The sequence below is a fragment of the Streptomyces aureus genome, assembly GCF_000725495.1.
GTDB classification, from domain to species: domain Bacteria; phylum Actinomycetota; class Actinomycetes; order Streptomycetales; family Streptomycetaceae; genus Streptomyces; species Streptomyces aureus_B.
On the sequence record NZ_JNZD01000001.1, the window covers coordinates 272,628 to 294,696 of the forward strand.

Sequence of the window (22,069 nt, forward strand, 5' to 3'; positions counted from 1 at the left end):
CTTCGCCCACTGCTGCGCGAGGTCCGGCGACTAGTCCACGGGCTTCGCGTAGTGCAGATCCACTGTGCCCGAGTAGCCGGGAAGAGTCACCGTCCCGTTCTCCTCGACTTTCCAGCCGAGCCCGTAGACGTTGACGTACACCATGTAGTTCTGGATCGCCGGCGAGGCGGCGAGCGACTTCTGGAGCTTCGCCGGGTCCCCGACGGCGGTGATCTTGTACGGGGGTGAGTAGACGCGGCCCTGGAGGATCAGGGTGTTGCCCACACAGCGCACGGCGCTGGTGGAGATCAGCCGCTGGTCCATGACCTTGATGCCCTTGGCACCGCCCTGCCACAGGGCGTTCACCACCGCCTGGAGGTCCTGCTGGTGGATGACCAGGTAGTCCGGCTGCGGCTCGGGGTAGCCCGGGAGCTTGGCCGTCGCGTTGGGCGGCGCGTCGTTGAGCGTGACCGTGACGGCCTCGCCCTTGAGCTTCTGGGTGCCGGCGTTCTTCTCCAGCGCCGCGAGCCGGGCGTCGCCGGCCGCGCTGCTGCCGTCCTCGCTGCCGGCGAGCGCGTCCACGTCGCGGCGCAGGCTGCCGTTGGACTCGTCCAGCGTGGCGTTCTTGTGGCTGCGCTCCTGGATCAGGTCGGAGAGCTTCAGCAGGGAGGAGTCCGTACGGATGTTCGTACCCTTGGCTGTGTCGAAGCTCGTGAAGAAGATGAGGCCCGCGAGGGCGAAGACGGCCACGGTGAGAACGCGTACCGGCCGGAAACGGTGCGTACCGCCAGGACTGGAATTCGTCCCGGGGGAGTCGGCAGAATTGCTCAACGTACCCTTATCTCCTTCGGCGCCGCGGAAGCACTACGCTAACGGACGCCCGGGGGAGCGCTCAGTGTCCCCTTGTACGCTGCCCCGGAGCCCGCCCCAGTTCCCTGCGCGGCCACGCAGCGCATCGACAGGAGAGACCCTCGTGCCGAAGTCACGTATCCGCAAGAAGGCCGACTACACGCCGCCCCCGGCGAAGCAGGCGACCAACGTCAAGCTGACCAGCAACGCCTGGGTGGCCCCGGCCATGCTGGCCATGTTCCTCATCGGCCTCGCCTGGATCGTCGTCTTCTATGTGACGGACGGCTCCCTGCCGATCGACGCGCTCGACAACTGGAACATCGTGGTCGGCTTCGGCTTCATCGCGGCGGGGTTCGGCGTCTCCACCCAGTGGAAGTGACCCTGCTCGCTCCCCTGGGAGCGGCACGGGCACGAGCTCTGCCCACAGCTGTCCACTGAGTTATCCACAACACTTGTCCACAGGTGGAAAAGAAAGACGATCTGTGGATAACTAATCCGCGGTTGACGCCGGTGTGACTGGCCGGCCGAACCCCGCAAACCTGTTCGCCCCCTGTCCGACCTGGGAAAACTCGGGTCAGTGACAGGGGGCACAGTTGTTCCCGGACACCGTGCACAAGATCGCCCACGATCTGTGGACAACATCACTTCTCAGGTGAGCTGTCCAGACCCTCAGGTGAGCCGAGCGTGCTCCACCGGGAAGCCGGGGCTCGCTCGCTCAGGTGAGCTGAGCCGTCCTGAGCAGCGTCGTGACGACCACGGCCAGCAACATCAGCGCGGAGACCCCGTACTGGACGAGGTTCCTCCGCTCGCGGGGCGCGTGGACCATGGCGTAGCCGACGATCACACCGCCGATCAGACCGCCGACGTGTGCCTGCCAGGCGATGTTGAAGCCGGGCGAGAAGCTGATGATCAGGTTGACCACGAGCAGGCCGATGACCGGACGCATGTCGTAGTTGAGCCGGCGCATCAGGACCGCGGTGGCGCCGAAGAGACCGAAGATCGCGCCGGAGGCGCCGAGCGACGGCTGGTTGGGTCCGGCGAGCAGATAGGTGAGCGCGCTGCCCGCGAGTCCCGAGACGAAGTACAGCGTGATGTAGCGGGCGCGGCCGAGGGCCGCCTCCAGAGGGCCGCCGATCCACCACAGGCTGACCATGTTGAAGAGGATGTGCATGACACTGCCGTGCAGGAACATCGACGTCAGCATGCGGTACCACTGGCCCTCGGCCACGCCCTGGACCTCGCCGGAGAGCCAGGCCCGGCCGAAGAGGTCGAAGTTGTTGGTGAAGGCGTCACCAACGGCGACCTGGACGAGGTACAGGGCAAGGTTGAGACCGATGAGGACCTTCGTGACGAGCCGGGGGTCGGAGGTGACCGCGCCGCCCGCGAGGGTGCGCGGCTGATTGGCCGCCGGGGCGTGTCCTGTGCCCGAGCCGCCGCGGACGCAGTCGGGGCACTGGAAGCCGACGGAGGCGCTGACCATGCACTCGGGGCAGATCGGACGCTCGCAGCGGGTGCAGCGGACCCCGGCCTCGCGGTCCGGGTGCCGATAGCAGCCGGGCCCGCTCCGGGCGTCCGGCGGTCCCTGATCGGGCGGGCCCTGCGGGCTGCCGGGCGGCTGCTGATCCATGGGGTCCCCTCAATCTGCGTACGGCGGCTCGCACACGGTCACGGCGGTTCCGGTGCAACGCACCGCCCCGTCCATCCTTACGGATGAACGGGGCGTTTGGTTCCCTGCGGGACGCTCCGGACCCGCGGCGGGAGGCCGCGCGGACTCAGCGCTCGCGGGTCTCGACGACGACCGACTCGATGACGACGTCGTCGAGGGGGCGTTCGGTGCGGGGATTGGTCGGGGTGCCGGCGATGGCGTCGACGACCTTCTGGCCGGCCGGGTCGGTGATCTCGCCGAAGATGGTGTGCTTGCGGGTCAGCCAGGCCGTCGGGGCGACGGTGATGAAGAACTGCGATCCGTTGGTGGCCGGACCCGCGTTGGCCATGGCCAGCAGGTAGGGCCGGTCGAAGCGGAGGTCCGGGTGGAACTCGTCCTCGAACTGGTAGCCGGGGCCGCCGGTGCCGTTGCCCAGCGGGTCGCCGCCCTGGATCATGAAGCCGCTGATCACCCGGTGGAAGACGGTGCCGTCGTACAGCTTGTCCGTGGACCTCACACCCGTCTGCGGGTTGACCCACTCGCGCTCACCCGTGGCGAGTTCGACGAAGTTCCGGACCGTCCTCGGCGCGTGGTTCGGCAGGAGCCGGATGTCGATGTCGCCGTGGCTGGTCTTCAGGGTGGCGTAGAGCTGCTCGGCCACGAGGTGCCTTCCGTTGCCTTGTCTTGACGGCCCGATCCTCGCACGGACCGGGCCGTCGGGCCCCCGCCCGCCACCGCCGTACGCACGTGCGGTCGACCGCTCATGGGACGGATCACGAAGCAGCCCGGGATGCCACCCGGAAACGGCGGGAGAACGGGACATCACGCGGACGGAAAGTCGTACAGACAGAAAATCCCGTCGAGTCGTGCCGGACGGGGGCGGGACGGGACGATCCGTGGCATTGTCGACGACAAGCTCCCGTTGCCCGTATTGATCCGCTATCTCACTTGATCGACACCTGACCGGCTCCGTACCCGGGAGTCTTTGGGAGTCGGCACCCGTGACACGGATGCCCGCCCTCACATGCCCCGGACCCCCGGGGCGGGCATGATCCCGCTAGGGGCGGAAAGGTGAACTGTGTGTCTTTGGGGGTACCTGGTACCCCCGACGTACGCCACCGAGGAGGAGGAAACCCGTGACCCGCATCGACAGCGTGCGCGCCGCGACCGGCTCGGCGAAGGACAGCGTGCTGCACGCCGCGGAAGTGGTGGCGCCTTACGCCGACACGGCCAAGGACAGGGCCTCGTACTACGCGAGCGAAGCACGTGTACGGCTCGCGCCGAAGGTGTCGCAGGCCGCCGAACAGGCCCGCGTCCAGTACGACGCCCATCTCGCACCGCGCATTGAGCAGGCCCGTACGCATGTGCCGCCAAAGGTCGAAGAGGTCGCCCAGGAGGCGGCCGTCCGTACGCGCAAGGCGGCCCGGCAGGCCGCCGAGTACTCCAAGCCCAGGATCGAACAGGCGGTGGCCGCCGCCCAGCCCGTCCGGGAAGAGGCGACGGCCCGTGGCGCGGCGGCGATCGCCGCGCTGCGCGGCCAGGTCACGCCGAAGGAGATCCAGAAGCTGGTCCGCAAGCACGAGCGCCGCGCGAGGGCCGGCCGTTTCGTGAAGGGGCTGGCCGTACTGGGACTGCTGGCGGGTGGCACCTTCGCCGCCTGGAAGTGGTGGGACAAGCAGGCCAACCCCGACTGGCTCGTCGAGCCTCCGGCCGCGACGGAGGTGCCCGAGACAGGACGTCTTTCGTCGGTCGACGGCAGCGGGCAGTCCGACCTGGACCCCGAAGTCCAGGCCAAGGAGGCCGAGGAGAAGGCCGCGGAGCGCGACGACCGCCACTGACCGGCCCAACATCACTGTGGGGCAGCAGACTTGACGTCTGCTGCCCCACAGTGATGTTTCACGTGGAACATCGACACGGGAAGCGCGTACGCCCCCGAGGGATTTACCCAGGCACCTCGCGATGACGTTTGCAACGGACTCCGTGTGCAGCATCCATGGAGATCTTGTTGACGCAGTGCGTCGAACCGGTCACCCGACGACCCCCACAGCCGCTCACACAAGGGTCCTGACCGCTCCGCCGCCCGTCCGCCCGCGCACCGGCCGCCCGCACGGCGGGCCCAGGGGCCATGCGCCGACCAGGTCGTTTGCGCAAAGATCTGCAACGCCTGCAAAGCCCTTGCTGTGATCCAGGTCACTGAAGGGCTGCCGCCCGAGCCGTTCCGACCCGGAAACCGCCTCAGTGCGGGGTCGTGCGGCGGACGAAGGGGGACATACGAAAACCGGCCAGCCGCCGCGATGGGCGTCTGGCCGGTCCTCTGTGTGGAGCCTAGGGGAGTCGAACCCCTGACATCTGCCATGCAAAGACAGCGCTCTACCAACTGAGCTAAGGCCCCGCAAAAGAAGCGTCCGACCACAGGAACCATCCGTCGACGGGCGCCGCAGACCAGAGTACCGGGTCACCCAGGGGATCTCGCAAAATATTGGGGGTCCCCGTGGACGACCACTCTCCGTAAGATGCTCGACGTGGTTCGCTGTCGCGAACCGCGGTACTTGGGGAAGCGATGGGGAGACGCAATGGACGCCGCACAGCAGGAAGCAACCGCGAGAGCCCGGGAGCTGCAGCGGAACTGGTACGGGGAGCCGCTGGGGGCGCTCTTCCGTAGGCTCATAGAGGACCTGGGTCTGAACCAGGCGCGTCTTGCCGGGGTGCTGGGCCTGTCCGCACCGATGCTGTCCCAGCTGATGAGCGGTCAGCGGGCCAAGATCGGCAATCCCGCCGTGGTCCAGCGCGTCCAGCTTCTACAGGATCTCGCGGGCCAGGTCGCCGACGGGAGCGTCAGCGCGGCCGAGGCGACCGAGCGGATGGACGAGATCAAGAAGTCCCAGGGGGGATCGGTGCTCAGCAACACCACGCAGTCCACGACCAGTTCGGGAGCCCCGACGGTCAAGCGGGTCGTCCGTGAGATCCAGTCGCTGCTGCGCTCGGTGGCCGCCGCCGGGGACATCATCGACGCGGCGGACACGCTCGCCCCGACCCACCCGGAACTGGCAGAGTTCCTCCGGGTCTACGGCGCCGGCCGTACGTCCGACGCGGTCGCGCACTACCAGTCCCACCAGAGCTGAGCCGAGCCCGGCCGCCGACCGCCCGGCGCCGGAGGCACCGACGCCTTCCGGCCGCCGCACGTCTCGCAGCCGGGCACCTCGGAAGAGGTCTCCGGACCGACCGCCGAAGGGGAGCGACTTACGACCATGGGTGAGGTCTTCGCAGGCCGGTACGAACTGGTCGACCCGATCGGGCGCGGGGGAGTCGGTGCGGTGTGGCGCGCCTGGGACCACAGGCGGCGCCGTTACGTGGCCGCCAAGGTGCTCCAGCAGAGCGACGCCCACGCCCTCCTGCGGTTCGTGCGGGAGCAGGCGCTGCGGATCGACCATCCCCATGTGCTGGCTCCCGCCAGCTGGGCCGCGGACGACGACAAGGTCCTGTTCACCATGGACCTGGTCGCCGGGGGCTCCCTGGTCCATCTGGTCAACGACTACGGCCCCCTGCCTCCCTCCTTCGTCTGCACGCTGACCGACCAGCTCCTCGCGGGTCTCGCCGCGGTGCACGCGGAAGGCGTGGTGCACCGGGACATCAAGCCCGCCAACGTGCTGCTCGAAGCGACCGGAACGGGGCGGCCGCGGCTGCGCCTGTCGGACTTCGGCATCGCCATGCGGCTCGGCGAACCGCGGCTCACCGAGACCAATTACGTGGTGGGGACGCCGGGTTACTTCGCTCCCGAGCAGATGCTGGGCTCCGATCCCGACTTCCCCGCCGACCTGTTCGCCGTCGGCCTGGTCGCCCTGTACCTCCTCGAGGGCGCCAAGCCCGACGCCAAGGCACTGATCGAGTACTTCGCGGACCACGGCACGCCGTCCGCGCCGCGGGGCATACCCGAGCCCCTGTGGCAGGTGGTGGCGATGCTTCTCCAGCCGGATCCGCACGCGCGGTTCCGCACCGCCACAGGGGCGCGCAAGGCCCTCGCCGCGGCGGTCGAGTTGCTGCCGGAGCCGGGGCCCGACGACGAACTGATCGAGGTCTTCGACCAACTGGGGCCGCTGCCCGAGGGGTTCGGGCCCTCGGGACCGCTGCGTCCGGGGGGAAACGCGACCGGGGGTTCCCGGACCCTGTCCTCGCCCGGACTTCCGGACACGACGGCCGCGGCGCCGGGGCCCGACACCGACCCCAGCACCGGATCGAGCCTCGGAAACTTCTTCGGCACCGGCTTCGGGACGGGTGCCGGCTCACGGCACGGCCGGGGCGGCCCGGGAGCCCCGGGCGACTTGGGGGACCTGGGGGACTTGAGCGACTCGGGTGTCTCGGGGTTCTCGGAAGTATCGGGTGTCTCGGGTGTCTCGGGTGAGCGATCGGGCTCCGTGCCCGGTCCGGGAGTCAACGACCCTGGTGAACCCGATGAGTTGAGGGAATCTCAGGAGCCCCACGAGAGCGTTCCCGGGGGCGTCCGGTCCGCCTCGGGCACCGGCACCGGAGGCCTGCACGGCGGCACCGGAAGCCTGCACAGCGGCTCCGGCACCGGAAGCGTGCCCCCGGTGCCCCGTCCCGCCGGCACGGAGCAGCGCTCGGCCCGGGGCGGGCCGGAAGCGGGGCCCGCCGGCGACGGCACAGGCCCCCGCGCTCGACCGGGCCGGACGCAGGCGGTGGCCGAACCCGGCGATGAACAGCACGTATCGCCTCCGGCCGTGCCCGACGGCGTAGACGCGCCCTCGGCGCTCGACGGCCCAGCGACCCCGTCGGCGTCCGGCGGCACGGAAACTCCGTCCGCGTCCGCGCACACTCCCGCCACCACCGCCCCGGACGCCACCCCCCGGCATCCCGCCTCCCGGAGCCACGCCCCTCGAAGCGCCCCCGCCGCCCCTCCCCGGCCGTCCTCGATGTCGGACACCGGAAGTTTCCATCTGCCTCCGCCGAGGCCCGCTGCCACCGACCCCAGGCGGCAGCACGCGGCCGAGCCTTCCGGCAACACCCCGTCCACGCACCCCTGGACCCCGCGACGCCCGGATTCCCCGCCGGACACGCTGACGCCGACTCCCCCCACCTCGGTCCCGCTGCCGCCGCCCGCGTCCGCCCTGCTCCGCCCGCCGCCCTACGACCCGACCCCCACGCCGACACCGACCCCGACTCCCCCGACGGCGTTCCTTCCCACCCAGGTGTCCTCCCCCGAACCGACACCGGTGCCGCCCGCGGCGATGCCGCAGCACCCGTACACCCCCACCGCTTCGTACACCGCACGGTCCGTTCAGGTTCCGCCCGCGAGCCCGGGACACCGGAGGAGGCGCGCACGACCGCGTCCGGGGCCGCCGGCCGTGGTCGCCGTCCCGATGCTGCTGCTCGCCCTGGCCTGCTTCGCGGTGGGCTTCTGGGCACTGGCCCAGGTCTGAGGCCTCGGAGGAACGCGGAGCCTCGGAGGAACGCGGAAGAGGCGGCGGGAGCTGCTAGCGGCCCCGTGTCGCCCCGTGCTCCCAGGGGGCCGGCAGCGGCAGCGTGGCCGATGCGGTGTCCGCGTCCTGCGGTGCGGGCCGGGCGGTCCGCACCGCGCGGCGGCGCGCGATCGCCGTCCACAGGCCGAGTGTGAGCATCAGCAGGGTTCCGGTGCCGATGCCGCCGGCGGCGAGGAGTTTCATGGAGGTGGAGTGGCCGGCGCCCGCGCCGCCTTTCCCGGTGGCCGGGGTGCTGTCCGCCGGTCCGTCGCCCTGCGCGCTGTCGGAGCCGCCCGCCGGAACCGCGAACACGTCCTGGGGCGACGGCGCCCCCGCGTAGGCGGGACCCGTCCCCGCGGCCCCGGACACACGTACGCGCAGGGTCAGCCCGAACGGGCCGTCGCCGAAGCGGTCGGCCACCTGGGCCGCGAGATGGACGACGAGGTAGTAGGAGCCCGCGAACCGCATGCCGCTCACCCGGTCGTTGAGCGCGAAGCGGTTCTCGTAGGCGACAGGAGGCAGGGGGTCGAGCCCGGCGGAACGCTGGCTGCCGTCGTACCCGGCGCCGACGCCGTCGACGAGGCCCCGTACCGGGTTGTAGAGGGACAGGACGAGGGCGGTGCCGATGGAGCCCTCCCCGCCGCTCGCGCTGCCGAGGTCCGCGGTCGCGTAGACCTGCTGTCCCCAGTCGACGGGCACCTTGTAGAAGAGGGTCTGCCCCGGGCTGATGCCGTCCTTCCAGGCTCCCTGTTCGAGCCGGGTGGCCTCGCCGAATCCCGCGCCGCCGCCGCGCTTCCTCGGCTCCCCGACGAGGGCCTCGGGCGACGCCGAGTTCCAGGCGTCCGGGGCGCGCGTCGGGCCGGACGTCGTCTTCAGGGCGGGTTCCGTCACGAAGCCGAGTTCCAGGTCCCACGGACGGGACGCGGACGGCTCCGTACCGGAGAGGGACGACGTACCGCTCGACGTGCCCGCCGCGCCGACGCGTTCGACGACCATGTAGTACGTCCCCGCCGCCCGGCAGGCGTAAGGATCACCGCTCGACTCGCGGGAAGCCCAGGCGGCGATGGGATGCGGGCTCTGGGTCGCGCCGAAGTGGACCGTGCCGGTGAAGGAGCAGTTGCGGCCGTTGGCGTCCTGGAGGGAGACCTTGAGGCCGTCCGAGTAAGTGACCGTGGTCCCGGGCCGGGGAACGGCGGTGGCGGAGACATAGGCGTCGGAGGTGTCGTCGAGTTCGACCCGGTAATACAGCCTGCCGTCCTTTCCCGCGACTCCGACGGAGCTCCGGTAGGTCCGGCCGGACCGCAGGAGCGCGGCGTCGGTCGAGTCGGCCGTGCCCTTGACGGTGGCGTCGTCCTCGCCGAAGGCGTACGGCCCGGGCGCATCGTCGGCGGCCGTCCTCACGCCCTGGGCGGGCGCCCCCGAATCGGCCGTCCCGGAAGCGGCGTCCGCGCGGCCCCCGGGTGCGAGGGCGGCGCACAGGGCGGCCACCGCCGCCGCGGCGGCGAGCGTCCGGCCGTGCCACGGCCTCCTCGCATAACGGTCCCCTGCCCGCCGGCCCCGTATGCGCCTCCCCATCCCGCGCCACCCCTCGTCGTAGCCCCCTGGCGCGGACCATCCTGCCCCGTCGGTCACCGCCGCACCGGGCTATCGGGACGACCGGCCGGAACCCGGCGGCCGGATCGCCGTCGTTCTCGCCCGTGCGACCGGTCCGCCCGCCTCGGTGGAGCGGCGGGAGCCCGGGAAACACAAAACCCCGACCGCGAGGCGGCCGGGGTCTGCTCCGAGACTGTTGTCGATCCTCACGAACCCGTGGGCACGGAGTCGGTCGCCTCCGTCCACAGATCCTGCTCGGCGCGATCCGCCTGGATCTGGCGGTACACGAGGAGCCCGCCGATGGCGGCCAGTGCGACCAGGAGAAGCTTCTTCACCGCGCGACCTCGTCTTTCGTTGACGTAGGGGACTTCTGGCGCCCGACTATACACACCGACCGATATCGATCGGTGACCTGGATCGGCCCTCAACTGGGGCCCCGCGCCCAGCGGTAGAAGGGCGGACGACCGCTCCGATCACACGGTGATCACACGTCACAGGCTGTGACTTTCACGGGCGTCTACGGACTTTTCCGATCACTTGCGACCATCCGGGTGGTGTTCATCTGAACATCACCGCGCCACGGACTCAGGTCCACCACTTCGCGCCCCGCATACACATCATGAGGAAAGTACGCAAATCGCCCGACCCGAAAGTGAGGGGCCGTGACCCAGAACAAGGTCATGAAGCTGTGGAGCGCGATCGTCACCGCCTTCCTGGCGCTGTGCACGACGCTCGGACTCGTCACCACCACCGCGGCCGCCGCCGTACCGCAGGCCGGCCCGGCCCGCAACGCCGAGACCCCGGCGGCGGCCCCGGAGACCGCGCCGGCCCAGGTCTCCTGGATCTGGTCCCTCAACCGGGCACTGCCCCCCACGATGAAGCAACGCATCCGTGCCGAGGCGCACGGCTCCTCCCCGGCCTGCCGCCACCGGGCACCCGCGGACGGCGAGAGCGCGAACCCCGCCGCCCTGGGCAGCCTGGAAGGCCTCTCAGCCCCCGACGCCTGTTCCGGGCCCGAAACCCCCGGGGAGCCCGTCACGGAGCTCCTGGAGCCCCTCACACCCGCGGCACAGCTCCAGCACTGAGCCGGACACCGACCCGGGCACCGGACGGGCTTCACCCCGGCAGTGGGACGGACTTCGCCCCGGACGACAAGACGTGCTTCATCCCGAGTTACGCGACCTGGATCATCCAACGCGACGAGACGGGCCTCGACCCAGACAGCAGGGACGGGCCTCGATCCGGACGGCAGAGAAGGTCTTCCGTCCCGGCAGCAAGGCAGGCTTCGGTCCGACAGAAGGACAGAAGGACAGAAGCCGACAGCGGTACAGGATTCGGTCCTACGACGGGACAGAATCCGGACCCATGGCAGGACAGGCCCGACGCACGACAGGCTCCGACGGCACGACAAGCTACGACGGCACGACAGGCTCCGACGGCACGACAGGCTTCGCTCCGGACGGCGGGACGACCCGCGATCCGGGCACCGAGACACGCGGCCCCTTCCCAGACTTCACAGCACCGGTGCTTCCAGGTCCCGGCAGATCACCGCACCCGTGACTCCCGGTCCTTCCCCGAACCCGTGGCTCCCGGCTCGTCCATGAACCCGCGGCTCCCGGTTCCTCGTGAACCCGTGATGCCCGGTTCCCCGCTGCGTCCGTGTCCGGCTCCCCCATGCCCCGAAGCCCACGGCTCCTCCCCGGAGCCCGCCTCTCCGCTCCTGCCTGCCCCGCCTCTCCCGTCCGTCCGTCCGTCCGACGGGTCCACCTGGGCACCCGGCCGTGTCCGTTCCGGCCGTGCCCGTGCGCCTCTCGGCGCACCGTGTGGCACCCGGCGGTATCCCCACTGCCCCCCTGACATAACGGCGAACTTGCGTACAAAGCACCCAGGGAAAGGCCCGGCGACCCGGAAGTCGCCGGGCCTTCGGCATGTCACCGAGTCCACGGCGGGTCGCTTCGGCCTCAGAACCCACTTGAATCGGAGAATTCGTCATAGAAATCTACATATCCGATATTCAAGTGAGGCAGGGCGGCCGTGGCCGGTGAGAGCAATCGAGCAGCAGAAAGCAGTCGAGCAGCACAGCCCGATCGCGGGGGGACGGCCGGAAGCCGGCTTCCCCACGTCTTCGGGCACGGCACCGCCGGGCCGGACTGGCCGCGCGCGGTGCTGTTCCTGGACGTGGCGCTGGTGCCGCTGCTGGCCCTCTGGGCGACCGGCTGCGAGCAGTACCTGCCCAGCGCCTTCTTCGGGCTGCTCTTCGCGGCCCTGACCTCTCCAGGCGGCCGAAGGCAGCGGGCCTTCGACGTCGGTGTCCGCACAGTGGCCGGGGCCGGGGTCACCGCGCTGGCCTTCGGCATCGGCGCGGACTCCTGGAGCCGGCTCGCCCTCGCCGCCTTCGCGGTCACGCTGGCAGCCGGTGCGACCGCCGTGTCCGGGGGGCGCAGGATCACCGGCGCCTCGCTCCTGAGCCTCTGGTTCCTCGTCGCCGCAGCGCTGGGGTCCGGCTTCCATGCCTCCGACCTCGTCACCAGCCGCACCTGGGCCCAGGTGCTCGCCTGGACCGCAGGGGCGGTGCTGTGGACCGCGGTGGCCTTCGCCCTGCGGCGCATCCGCGGTGGCGTCGAACGGCCCGAGCTCCCCGAAGAGCGGTTCGGAGACGCCCCGTGGGAGAAGCCGGCCCGGCCGCTGCTCCTGTTCGCGATGATCCGCGCCCTGGCCGTCGCCGGCACCGTGGCGCTCGCGTACGGGCTGGAGCTGCCGCACGGCGGATGGATCCCGGTCGTGGCCCTGATCGCCATGACACCGAACCCGGAACAGACCTGGACCGTCGGCACCCAGCGGCTCGCGGGTGCGCTGATCGGAGCCGGCCTCGCCGCCGTGCTGCTGCTCATGCCGCCGGGTGAGCACGGAGTCAGGCTGTTCGCCGTCGAGCGCGGCCTCGAGGCGGTGGCGCTCGTCCTGTTCGCGCACGGGGCGGCCATCCGCTCCTGGAGCCGCACGTACTGCACCGCCGCCGTCGTCGCGGGGGCGCTCGTCCTGATGGACCTTCCGCAGCACTCCGGGCACACGGCGGACGGCTACCGGGTGCTGTGGACGCTGTGCGGGGCGGCGACCGGACTGTTCGTCATGTGGCTGGCGGGCCGGATGACCGGAAGCGCCACCGCGGGCCACGACGGCCGGCCGGGCACCGAGGCCCATGGCGGCCGTCCCGGCGCCGAGGTCCCGTCGCCGGCCGCAGGCGCCCGTGTCCCGGGCGAACCGGCGCACCTCCTGCCCGGAGACCGCAGCCCCGCCGACCACGCGGCCACGGCCGATCAAGGCCGCTGACAGGAACGCGGGACGCACGCCGGACAGTCATCGGACTCCCCGAACGACGAAGACCCCCGGTCCAAGTGGACCGGGGGTCTTCGTGCTGGTGGGGCTAACAGGATTTGAACCTGTGGCCTCATCCTTATCAGGGATGCGCTCTAACCAACTGAGCTATAGCCCCGCCGCGCTTTGCGGTGTGTGTCCCGCGCGCTGACCTCTGAAGATTAGCGCACGACGCGGCCAGTCCCAAAATCGATAGTCGGAGGGCGTTTGAAGGCGCCCTCACTCGTCCTCTGCGAGGGTCAGTTCCACTCCGCCGACGAAGCCCGCGGAGAGGTTGTAGATGAACGCCCCGAGGGTCGCCAGGGCGGTCGCGAGGACCACGTCGATGACCGCGATCACCGACGTGAACATCAGGACGTGCGGGAGCGAGAGGAACGACTGCAGGTCGAAGCCGTTGGACTCGTTCGACCCGGTCGCCTCGGAGATCGTGCCGCCGACCGTCGAGAAGACGCCCATCGCGTCCATGACCATCCACAGCACCGCCGCCGCCACGATCGTGCAGATGCCGAGCGCGATGGAGAGCAGGAAGCTGACCTTCATCACCGACCACGGGTCGGCCTTGGCCACCCGCAGCCGCGCCTTGCGCACGCGCGGGGTCGTGCGCGCGCCGGTGCGCGGACGGCGGACCGCGCCCGCCTGCTGCTGCGCCGGGTACGCCTGCGGCGGGTGATACGGCTGCGCGGCCTGCTGGCCGGGCCGTTCGCCCGGCAGCGGTGAAGGCGCCGCCGGCGGTGCCACGGGCGGTACGCCCGGAGCGACCGGGGCCGCCTGCCCGCCCGCGTGCTGCTGGGCCTGCTGGCCTCGGGTGTCCGTCACAGTTCCCCCCTGGGATCCATGAGAGTCATGGGAGTCAGTCCCGTTCATGGCGGTGCCACGGCCGCCGTCCGTATCCGTACCGGTCGATCCGGCGCCCGTGGCTCCACTCACGACGACTCACTCCTCGCGCTACTCGGCCGAGGACGGCTCGCCCTCTTCCGTACCGACGGCCTCGACGCCTTCGGCGGTCTCGTCCACGGCGTCATCGCCGTCGACCTCCTCCGCCTCCCGGCCGGCCTCGGCGTTACGAGCGATGCCGACCACGGCATCGCGCTTGCCCAGGTTGATCAGTTGGACGCCCATGGTGTCACGGCCCGTCTCCCTGACCTCGTTGACTCGCGTACGAATCACACCACCGGACAGTGTGATGGCGAGGATCTCGTCGGTCTCCTCGACCACCAGCGCGCCGACGAGGGAGCCGCGGTCCTCGACGATCTTGGCGGCCTTGATGCCGAGGCCGCCGCGACCCTGGACGCGGTACTCGTCGACGGCGGTGCGCTTCGCGTACCCACCGTCTGTGGCAGTGAACACGAACGTACCGGGTCGAACAACATTCATCGAGAGAAGCTCGTCGCTCTCGCGGAAGCTCATGCCCTTGACGCCCGAGGTCGCACGGCCCATCGGTCGCAACGCGTCATCCGTCGCGGTGAACCTGATCGACTGCGCCTTCTTGCTGATCAGAAGCAGATCGTCCTCTGCCGAGACGAGTTCGGCTCCGATCAGTTCGTCGTCGGATCCGTCCTCCGTCTCGCGCAGGTTGATCGCGATGACACCCCCGGAACGGGGCGAATCGTAATCCTTGAGCGGCGTCTTCTTGACCAGTCCGCCCTTGGTGGCGAGCACCAGGTACGGAGCCGCCTCGTAGTCGCGGATCGCGAGGATCTCGGCGATCGCCTCGTCCGGCTGGAAGGCCAGCAGGTTCGCGACGTGCTGTCCACGCGCGTCACGGCCGGCGTCGGGCAGCTCGTAGGCCTTGGCGCGGTAGACCCGGCCCTTGTTCGTGAAGAACAGCAGCCAGTGGTGCGTCGTGGACACGAAGAAGTGGTCGACGATGTCGTCCTGCTTCAGCTTCGTGCCGCGGACGCCCTTGCCGCCCCGCTTCTGCGAACGGTAGTCCTCGGTCTTGGTGCGCTTGATGTAGCCGCCGCGCGTGATGGTGACGACGATGTCCTCTTCGGCGATCAGGTCCTCGATGGACATGTCACCGTCGAAGGGCACCAGCTTGGAGCGCCGGTCGTCGCCGAACTTCTCGACGATCGCGGCCAGCTCCTCGCTGATGATGCCGCGCTGGCGCACCGGCGAGGCGAGGATCTCGTTGTACTCGCGGATCTTGGCCTGGAGCTCGTCGTGCTCCTGGATGATCTTCTGACGCTCCAGGGCCGCCAGCCGGCGCAGCTGCATCTCGAGGATCGCGTTGGCCTGGATCTCGTCGATCTCCAGGAGGCCCATCAGGCCCTCTCGCGCGATCTCCACGGTGTCGCTGCGGCGGATGAGCGCGATGACCTCGTCGATGGCGTCCAGGGCCTTCAGGAGGCCGCGCAGGATGTGCGCGCGCTCCTCGGCCTTGCGCAGCCGGAACTTCGTCCGGCGGACGATGACCTCGATCTGGTGCGCCACCCAGTGACGGATGAACGCGTCCAGGGACAGCGTGCGCGGCACACCGTCGACGAGCGCCAGCATGTTGGCGCCGAAGTTCGTCTGCAGGTCGGTGTGCTTGTAGAGGTTGTTCAGGACGACCTTGGCGACGGCGTCCCGCTTGAGGACGATCACGAGCCGCTGGCCGGTACGGGAGCTGGTCTCGTCCCGGACGTCCGCGATGCCGCCGATCTTGCCGTCCTTGACCAGGTCGGCGATCTTCTGGGCGAGGTTGTCGGGGTTGACCTGGTACGGGAGCTCGGTGACCACCAGGCACTGGCGGTTCTGGATCTCCTCGACCTCGACGACCGCGCGCATCGTGATGGAGCCGCGGCCCGTGCGGTAGGCCTCCTCGATGCCCTTGCGGCCCACGACCAGCGCGCCGCTCGGGAAGTCCGGGCCCTTGATGCGCTCGATCAGCGCGTCCAGGAGGTCCTCGTGGGAGGCCTCCGGGTTCTCCAGGTACCACTGGGCACCGGCCGCGACCTCGCGCAGGTTGTGCGGCGGGATGTTGGTCGCCATACCCACGGCGATACCGGCGGAGCCGTTGATCAACAGGTTCGGGAAGCGGGCCGGCAGGACGGTCGGCTCCTGGGAACGGCCGTCGTAGTTGTCCGTGAAGTCGACGGTCTCCTCGTCGATGTCGCGGACCATCTCCATGGACAGCGGCATCATCTTGCACTCGGTGTACCGCATCGCGGCCGCCGGGTCGTTGCCGGGAGATCCGAAGTTGCCGTTGGAGTCCACCAGCGGCATGCGCATCGACCACGGCTGCGCGAGGCGGACCAGCGCGTCGTAGATCGAGGAGTCGCCGTGCGGGTGGTAGTTGCCCATGACGTCGCCGACGACGCGGGCGCACTTGTAGAAGCCCTTCTCGGGCCGGTAGCCGCCGTCGTACATCGCGTACAGCACGCGGCGGTGGACGGGCTTGAGTCCGTCCCGCACGTCGGGCAGCGCACGCGACACGATGACGGACATCGCGTAGTCGAGGTACGAGCGCTGCATCTCCGTCTCGAGCCCGACGGGCTCGATGCGCAGGGTCGAGTCGTCCTCTTCAGGAGTGCTCGGAGTGTTCTGGTCGGTCATTGCTGGTGAAGATCCTTTCTGACGCGGTCAGCTGAGACCGACTCAGATGTCGAGGAAGCGGACGTCCTTGGCGTTGCGCTGGATGAACGCGCGGCGCGCCTCGACGTCCTCGCCCATGAGGACCGAGAACAGGTCGTCGGCCTGGGCGGCGTCGTCGAGGGTGACCTGGCCGAGGACGCGGTGCTCGATGTCCATCGTGGTCACGCGCAGTTCCTCGGCGTTCATCTCACCGAGACCCTTGAAGCGCTGGATCGAGTCCTCGCGGACGCGCTTGCCGGCCTGGCGGCCGAGCTCGATGAGCGCGTCGCGCTCACGGTCCGAGTACGCGTACTCGAAGTCGTCCCGGCCCCACTTGATCTTGTAGAGCGGCGGGCGGGACAGGAACACGTGCCCGGCCTCGACCAGCGGCCGCATGAAGCGGAACAGGAAGGTCAGCAGCAGGGTGTTGATGTGCTGGCCGTCGACGTCGGCGTCCGCCATCAGGATGATCTTGTGATAGCGGAGCTTCTCGATGTCGAAGTCCTCGTGGACTCCGGTGCCGAAGGCGGAGATCAGGGCCTGGATCTCCTGGTTCTGCAGGATCTTGTCGATCCGCGCCTTCTCGACGTTGAGGATCTTTCCTCGGATCGGGAGGATCGCCTGGTACTGCGGATTGCGGCCGGACTTGGCCGAGCCGCCGGCGGAGTCACCCTCGACGATGAAGATCTCGCACTTGGTGGGGTCGTTCGACTGGCAGTCGGAGAGCTTGCCCGGGAGGGACGCCGACTCCAGGAGGCCCTTGCGGCGGGTGAGGTCACGCGCCTTGCGGGCAGCCACGCGCGCGGTGGCCGCCTGGATGGACTTGCGGATGATGTCCGCGGCCTCGTTCGGGTTGCGGTCCAGCCAGTCGTTCAGGTGCTCGTAGACCGCCTTCTGGACGAAGGTCTTGGCCTCCGTGTTGCCCAGCTTGGTCTTGGTCTGGCCCTCGAACTGGGGCTCGCTCAGCTTGACCGAGATGATCGCGGTCAGGCCCTCGCGGATGTCGTCGCCCGTGAGGTTGTCGTCCTTCTCGCGGAGCAGCTTCTTGTCGCGCGCGTACTTGTTGATGAGCGAGGTCAGCGCCGCACGGAAGCCCTCCTCGTGCGTACCGCCCTCGTGGGTGTGGATGATGTTGGCGAAGGAGTACACGCCCTCGCTGTAGCCGCTGTTCCACTGCATCGCGACCTCGAGGGACAGGCTCTTGTCCTTGTCCTCCGCCTCCAGGTCGATGACGGTGGGGTGCACCACGTCTCCCTTGCGGGAGTTGAGGTACTTCACGAAGTCGACGATGCCGCCTTCGTAGTGGTACGTGACGGTCTTGACCTCGGCCTTCTCGTCGGCGCCCGCCTCGTCGGCACCGGAGGTGGCCTTCGCCGACTCGCGCTCGTCGGTGAGCTTGATGGTCAGGCCCTTGTTGAGGAACGCCATCTCCTGGAAACGCCGCGACAGCGTCTCGAAGGAGTACTCCGTGGTCTCGAAGATGTCCGCGTCGGCCCAGAAGGTGACCGAGGTGCCGGTCTCGGCGGTCTCCTCGTGCTGGACCAGCGGGGCGGTCGGGACGCCCATCTTGTAGTCCTGCGTCCAGCGGTGGCCGTCGGTCCTGACCTCGACGGAGACCCTGCTCGACAGGGCGTTGACGACGGAGACGCCGACGCCGTGCAGACCGCCGGAGACCGCGTAGCCGCCGCCGCCGAACTTGCCGCCCGCGTGCAGCACGGTCAGCACGACCTCGAGGGCCGGCTTGCCCTCGGAGGCGACGATGCCGACGGGGATGCCTCGGCCGTTGTCGACGACGCGCACGCCGCCGTCCGGGAGGATCGTGACCTCGATCGTGTCCGCGTGGCCTGCCAGCGCCTCGTCGACCGAGTTGTCCACCACCTCGTACACGAGGTGGTGGAGTCCACGCTCACCGGTCGAACCGATGTACATGCCAGGTCGCTTGCGGACCGCGTCCAGACCCTCGAGGACGGTGATGGCACTGGCGTCGTACGAGGATGTGACCTCGCTGTTCGCGCCGGCGTCGGTGGACGGGATGTTCTCGTTGGGGTTGCCGGAATCGGCCACGAAGCGCCCTTTCTGGCACAGCACAAGCCGAACTCCCGGCGGGTGGCCGGAGCGGCTGCGGCGTGTTGCGTTGGTAAGCCTTAGTCAGCGTTGCTCGGTGCGTCCCACTAGTGGGGCGGGATTAGCTTCCAGTCTACCGGTAGCGCTGACAGTGATGGGGGTTTGCCGGTACCTGAGTCCGCATGTGCCGCCCTGAACCGGTCTCGCCCGACTCCCCATATGCGGACCCGGGCCCAAAGAGGCTTACAGCGGCACTCAGCCCTTCCGGGTGTCAACCCTCGGCTGCCGGCGGTCCGGGTCCGCGTCGGCGGTCGCGATCGGTCACCCGCGGAGGCTCGCCGAAGCCCTCCGAGCGGCGTCCCGCGGGCGCGCAAAGGAGCCTCACACAGGGCGTTCGATACGCCTCTGACCTGCATATATGGACGGTTCCCCGGATCGCTGGGCATGGGGTGGCGAAGGACGGAGCACCGCCTGGGCACCGGCCCGGACGCACTCACGGGAACAGCGGGTCACCCAGGGGCGGGAGCGGTGGGGGACCCCGGCGCACGGCGGTCGGCCGCCGCCCGTCCTCCATGACGGGGGCGGGCACCCGAAACCCGGGTGGGAAGTGGCCCGAGGGCACCACGGACGACGGCCGGAAATCGACCACCGCATCCGCCCGGGAGTACGGCATCGAAGGGGCCGGCGGGGCCCGTCAGGAAAAAAGAAGCCCGGAAGAGGCCGGTCAGCCGTAGGTGTCGCCGGGTCCGGAGCTGCCCGGCGCCCGCAGCGGCCCGTAACGGCGCGCGGGGCCCGTCGGCCCCTGGACCTTGATCAGACGCACCGTGCCGTGCCCGAGGTCCTGGTTCAGCCGCGCGACCAGCTGCGGCGCCAGCAGACGCAGCTGCGTGGCCCAGGCGGTCGAGTCGCACTGCACGGTCAGCACCCGCTCGGCCGGGTCGTCGTCGTAGCGCAGCGGTACACAGTGCTTGGCCAGGTCGTCGCCGACGATCTGCGGCCAGCGGCCCATCACACCGCCCACCGCGGCCGGGGTCTCCCAGCCGCGCTCGGTCAGCAGCCGGTTGATCGCGGAGCCGAGCGCCATGGGGTCGCGCCCGTCGGCACCGGAACCCGAGCGCAGTCCGCCGCCGCGGCGCGCCTGCTTCTTCTGCTGGGCCGCGTCCCCGCGCGCCCGTGCCTGCTCCTTCGCGGCGCGCAGCGCCACGCGCGCGAGGTCGACGCCGGACGGCTCCGGGGTCTTCTTGCGGGGAGCGGAGCCCTCGGCACCCGCTCCGGATGTGTTCTCCGTCATAGGCGCTCCACCGTGCCTTCGGACACCGCGTACCGCGTCCCGGTCAGAACATCCGGTACGTCGTCGTCGACGGCCGCCGTCACGAGCACCTGCTCCCCGGGGGCGACCAGTTCCGCGAGGCGCTCGCGCCGACGGCTGTCCAGCTCGGCGAAGACGTCGTCCAGGACGAGCACCGGTTCGTTGCCCTCGGCCTTGAGCAGGTCGTACGAGGCCAGGCGCAGCGCGAGCGCGTAGGACCAGGACTCGCCGTGCGAGGCGTATCCCTTGGCGGGCAGCTGGCCGAGCTTGAGCAGCAGGTCGTCCCGGTGGGGCCCCACGAGGGTCACACCGCGCTCGATCTCCGGCTTACGGGCCTCTTCCATGGCGGCCATCAGCTGGGCGTAGAGCTCCTCGCGGGCGTTACCCACGATGCCGGGCGAGGACGCCTTGTACTCCAGGGCGAGGGGGCCGCCGCCGGGCGCCAGCTGCTCGTACGCCTTGTCGGCCAGCGGCTGGATCGCGGCGACCAGGTCGAGCCGTTGGGCCATCAGCTCGGCTCCCACGCGCGCGAGGTGCTGGTCCCACACGTCGAGGGTGGACAGGTCCAGGGTGCGGCCGCCGTGCCGGCGGGCCAGCGCGGCGGACTTCAGGAGGGTGTTGCGCTGCTTGAGGACCCGGTCGTAGTCGGAGCGGACACCGGCCATGCGCGGGGAGCGGGCGGTGATCATCTCGTCGAGGAACCGCCGCCGCTCCCCGGGGTCGCCCTTGACCAGGGCGAGGTCCTCGGGCGCGAACAGGACGGTCCGGACGATGCCCAGGACGTCACGGGGCCTGACCTGGGAGGACCTGTTGATGCGGGCGCGGTTGGCCCTGCCGGGGTTCAGCTCCAGCTCGATGAGCTGCTGGCGCTCGCCCTGGCGGACGTTCGCCCTGATGATCGCCCGGTCGGCGCCCATGCGGACGAGCGGCGCGTCCGAGGAGACGCGGTGGCTGCCGAGGGTGGCGAGATAGCCGACGGCCTCGACCAGGTTCGTCTTGCCCTGTCCGTTGGGCCCCACGAACGCGGTGACGCCCGGGTCGAGCGGGACCTCGACCCGGGCGTACGAGCGGTAGTCGGCCAGCGACAGATGCGTGACGTGCATGGTCGTTCGCCGACCTCCCCCAGCGTGGTGTCCGGTGTTGCGGATGTGTCCCCGGGGTCCGGGTGGACCCGGTCCCCAGGCTGTTTCCCCGGCTGTGGACAACCGGGTCACCCCGGAGTGCGAGGACCCCGGGGCTTCGATCAGGCCTTCTCGACGGCGTGGCCGCCGAACTGGTTGCGCAGCGCCGCGATCATCTTCATCTGCGGCGAGTCGTCCTGCCGCGAGGCGAAGCGGGCGAAGAGCGACGCGGTGATCGCGGGCAGCGGCACCGCGTGGTCGATGGCGGCCTCCACGGTCCACCGGCCCTCGCCCGAGTCCTGTGCGAAGCCCTTGAGCTTCTCCAGGTGCTCGTCCTCGTCCAGCGCGTTGACCGCGAGGTCGAGCAGCCAGGAGCGGATGACCGTTCCTTCCTGCCAGGAACGGAAGACCTCGCGCACGTCCGTGACGGAGTCGACCTTCTCGAGCAGTTCCCAGCCTTCGGCGTAGGCCTGCATCATCGCGTACTCGATGCCGTTGTGGACCATCTTCGCGAAGTGGCCCGCGCCGACCTTGCCCGCGTGCACCGCGCCGAAGTCGCCCTCGGGCTTGAGCGCGTCGAAGACCGGCTGCACCTTGGCGACGTGCTCGGCGTCGCCGCCGTACATGAGCGCGTAGCCGTTCTCCAGGCCCCAGACGCCGCCGGAGACACCGCAGTCGACGAAGCCGATGCCCTTGATGCCGAGCTCGACGGCGTGCTTCTCGTCGTCCGTCCAGCGGGAGTTGCCGCCGTCCACGACGACGTCGCCGGGCTCCAGCAGGGCGGCCAGCTCGTCGACGGTGGACTGGGTCGCGGCACCCGCGGGGACCATGACCCACACCACGCGCGGGCCCTTGAGCTTGCCCACAAGTTCTTCGAGGCTGTGGACATCGGCGAGGTCCGGGTTGCGGTCGTATCCGATGACGGTGTGACCTGCGCGGCGGATCCGCTCGCGCATGTTGCCGCCCATCTTGCCGAGGCCGACGAGACCGAGCTCCATCAGTTGTTCCTTAGGGGTTGCGACGTGGCGTGAGGGCACTCTCGTACCTGGGTCCGAGCCTAAACCGGGGGGTACCACCCACGCCTTTCGGGCACCGGTGGAAACTCACG

At 70.0% G+C, this 22,069-nt stretch carries 17 protein-coding genes and 2 tRNA genes; 6 read left to right on the forward strand and 13 right to left on the reverse strand.

Features of this window, described 5'->3' with window-relative positions; translation table 11 throughout:
* Window positions 1–30: 30 nt before the first annotated feature.
* Window positions 31–810, reverse strand: a complete 780-nt coding sequence (locus tag IO36_RS01245; RefSeq protein ID WP_037614930.1) for a DUF881 domain-containing protein — start codon at window positions 808–810, stop codon at window positions 31–33.
* 142 nt (window positions 811–952) lie between these two features.
* On the opposite strand from IO36_RS01245, the gene crgA reads away from it, so the two are divergent.
* Window positions 953–1,207 carry a cell division protein CrgA gene (crgA, locus tag IO36_RS01250; RefSeq protein ID WP_037614932.1) on the forward strand — a complete coding sequence of 85 codons (255 nt, stop codon included), beginning with the start codon at window positions 953–955 and terminating at the stop codon, window positions 1,205–1,207.
* 336 nt (window positions 1,208–1,543) lie between these two features.
* Here crgA and IO36_RS01255 read toward each other — a convergent pair whose 3' ends face one another.
* Entirely contained in the window at window positions 1,544–2,455 is a 912-nt protein-coding gene (locus tag IO36_RS01255) for a rhomboid family intramembrane serine protease (RefSeq protein ID WP_037614934.1), read from the reverse strand.
* A 145-nt stretch (window positions 2,456–2,600) separates the two neighbouring features.
* Entirely contained in the window at window positions 2,601–3,134 is a 534-nt protein-coding gene (locus IO36_RS01260; protein WP_037614936.1) for a peptidylprolyl isomerase, read from the reverse strand.
* A 475-nt stretch (window positions 3,135–3,609) separates the two neighbouring features.
* Between IO36_RS01260 and IO36_RS01265 the strand changes: the two genes are divergently transcribed.
* Complete coding sequence (locus tag IO36_RS01265) at window positions 3,610–4,311, forward strand: DUF5324 family protein (protein WP_037614938.1); 702 nt, start codon at window positions 3,610–3,612, stop codon at window positions 4,309–4,311.
* Between the two features lie 481 nt (window positions 4,312–4,792).
* Here the strand turns inward: IO36_RS01265 and IO36_RS01270 are convergent.
* Window positions 4,793–4,865 (reverse strand) — tRNA-Ala (locus tag IO36_RS01270).
* A 181-nt stretch (window positions 4,866–5,046) separates the two neighbouring features.
* Here IO36_RS01270 and IO36_RS01275 point away from each other — a divergent pair.
* Together IO36_RS01275 and IO36_RS01280 are read left to right on the forward strand one after the other, a co-directional pair.
* On the forward strand, window positions 5,047–5,595 hold the full coding sequence (locus IO36_RS01275) for a helix-turn-helix domain-containing protein (protein WP_037614940.1): 549 nt from the start codon (window positions 5,047–5,049) through the stop codon (window positions 5,593–5,595).
* Between the two features lie 126 nt (window positions 5,596–5,721).
* A complete protein-coding gene (locus IO36_RS01280; protein WP_037614942.1) occupies window positions 5,722–7,908 on the forward strand; it encodes a serine/threonine protein kinase in 2,187 nt (728 codons plus the stop codon).
* 54 nt (window positions 7,909–7,962) lie between these two features.
* Here IO36_RS01280 and IO36_RS01285 read toward each other — a convergent pair whose 3' ends face one another.
* Both IO36_RS01285 and IO36_RS47620 read right to left on the reverse strand, forming a co-directional pair.
* Window positions 7,963–9,522, reverse strand: a complete 1,560-nt coding sequence (locus tag IO36_RS01285; RefSeq protein WP_209441131.1) for a hypothetical protein — start codon at window positions 9,520–9,522, stop codon at window positions 7,963–7,965.
* Window positions 9,523–9,746: 224 nt separating this feature from the next.
* The gene (locus IO36_RS47620; protein ID WP_003999697.1) at window positions 9,747–9,875 is read right to left on the reverse strand and encodes a DLW-39 family protein; all 129 of its coding nucleotides are present in this window, start codon (window positions 9,873–9,875) and stop codon (window positions 9,747–9,749) included.
* 327 nt (window positions 9,876–10,202) lie between these two features.
* Between IO36_RS47620 and IO36_RS01290 the strand changes: the two genes are divergently transcribed.
* Window positions 10,203–10,625, forward strand: coding sequence for a DUF6344 domain-containing protein (locus IO36_RS01290; RefSeq protein WP_078942934.1), 423 nt, complete (start codon window positions 10,203–10,205; stop codon window positions 10,623–10,625).
* A 1,078-nt stretch (window positions 10,626–11,703) separates the two neighbouring features.
* Window positions 11,704–12,867 (forward strand): FUSC family protein, encoded by a 1,164-nt coding sequence (locus IO36_RS01295; protein WP_063764810.1) that lies wholly within the window; start codon window positions 11,704–11,706, stop codon window positions 12,865–12,867.
* Between the two features lie 86 nt (window positions 12,868–12,953).
* Here IO36_RS01295 and IO36_RS01300 read toward each other — a convergent pair.
* The 7 genes from IO36_RS01300 to gnd all read right to left on the reverse strand — a co-directional run bounded on the left by IO36_RS01300 (window position 12,954) and on the right by gnd (window position 21,959).
* Window positions 12,954–13,030: transfer RNA gene (locus tag IO36_RS01300), tRNA-Ile, on the reverse strand.
* A gap of 101 nt (window positions 13,031–13,131) precedes the next feature.
* Entirely contained in the window at window positions 13,132–13,839 is a 708-nt protein-coding gene (locus IO36_RS01305; protein ID WP_037614944.1) for a DUF3566 domain-containing protein, read from the reverse strand.
* Between the two features lie 18 nt (window positions 13,840–13,857).
* A complete protein-coding gene (gene gyrA, locus IO36_RS01310; protein ID WP_037614946.1) occupies window positions 13,858–16,449 on the reverse strand; it encodes a DNA gyrase subunit A in 2,592 nt (863 codons plus the stop codon).
* Window positions 16,450–16,491: 42 nt separating this feature from the next.
* Complete coding sequence (gyrB, locus tag IO36_RS01315; protein ID WP_037614948.1) at window positions 16,492–18,555, reverse strand: DNA topoisomerase (ATP-hydrolyzing) subunit B; 2,064 nt, start codon at window positions 18,553–18,555, stop codon at window positions 16,492–16,494.
* Window positions 18,556–19,255: 700 nt separating this feature from the next.
* A complete protein-coding gene (locus tag IO36_RS01320) occupies window positions 19,256–19,822 on the reverse strand; it encodes a DciA family protein (protein WP_037614950.1) in 567 nt (188 codons plus the stop codon).
* On the reverse strand, window positions 19,819–20,943 hold the full coding sequence (gene recF / locus IO36_RS01325; RefSeq protein WP_037614952.1) for a DNA replication/repair protein RecF: 1,125 nt from the start codon (window positions 20,941–20,943) through the stop codon (window positions 19,819–19,821). The genes IO36_RS01320 and recF overlap by 4 nt, the downstream gene beginning before the upstream one ends.
* Before the next feature lie 140 nt (window positions 20,944–21,083).
* Window positions 21,084–21,959, reverse strand: a complete 876-nt coding sequence (gene gnd / locus IO36_RS01330; RefSeq protein WP_037614954.1) for a phosphogluconate dehydrogenase (NAD(+)-dependent, decarboxylating) — start codon at window positions 21,957–21,959, stop codon at window positions 21,084–21,086.
* Between the last annotated feature and the right edge of the window lie 110 nt (window positions 21,960–22,069).

Excerpts from the sequence above, each read along its gene's own strand:
- IO36_RS01255 (WP_037614934.1), bottom strand. The coding sequence starts at position 2,455 with ATGGATCAGCAGCCGCCCGGCAGCCCGCAGGGCCCGCCCGATCAGGGA.
- IO36_RS01275 (WP_037614940.1), top strand. The coding sequence starts at position 5,047 with ATGGACGCCGCACAGCAGGAAGCAACCGCGAGAGCCCGGGAGCTGCAG.
- IO36_RS01280 (WP_037614942.1), top strand. The coding sequence starts at position 5,722 with ATGGGTGAGGTCTTCGCAGGCCGGTACGAACTGGTCGACCCGATCGGG.
- IO36_RS01285 (WP_209441131.1), bottom strand. The coding sequence starts at position 9,522 with ATGGGGAGGCGCATACGGGGCCGGCGGGCAGGGGACCGTTATGCGAGG.
- gyrA (WP_037614946.1), bottom strand. The coding sequence starts at position 16,449 with ATGACCGACCAGAACACTCCGAGCACTCCTGAAGAGGACGACTCGACC.
- IO36_RS01320 (WP_037614950.1), bottom strand. The coding sequence starts at position 19,822 with ATGACGGAGAACACATCCGGAGCGGGTGCCGAGGGCTCCGCTCCCCGC.
- recF (WP_037614952.1), bottom strand. The coding sequence starts at position 20,943 with ATGCACGTCACGCATCTGTCGCTGGCCGACTACCGCTCGTACGCCCGG.
- gnd (WP_037614954.1), bottom strand. The coding sequence starts at position 21,959 with ATGGAGCTCGGTCTCGTCGGCCTCGGCAAGATGGGCGGCAACATGCGC.